Annotated in this window: 1 protein-coding gene; it reads right to left on the reverse strand. The window is 49.5% G+C overall.

What is annotated here, in order from left to right; genetic code table 11:
- Positions 1–297: Calx-beta domain-containing protein (locus tag AC0QHF_RS20790; RefSeq protein WP_324706152.1), on the reverse strand; the 297-nt coding region annotated here is incomplete at both ends.

Here is a 297-nt window from a genome sequence, read left to right on the forward strand (position 1 = left end):
CTTTGAGTCGTTTCACCGGGTTGGAAGGTGAGAACATCTTGGGTTCGTTTGTAGTCTTGATTCGCTTTTGCAGTTTTGTTGACGGTGGTGTAATCCACCGATACAGTTTCGCTGCTGGGACTGTCTAAAGTGACCGCGAATTTGGCGTTTTTCCGGCCTCGGTTCCCTTCGGTAATTCGGCGATTACTGACCGAAATATTGGGTAAGGGTTCATCATCATTCCCGGAAATGTCGATTTGGGGAAGTTCCGGTGCCGACCAATCATCATCAAGAATGGTAGCCGTCCCCCGTTCGCTT

The sequence above is a fragment of the Lyngbya sp. CCY1209 genome (assembly GCF_055795065.1).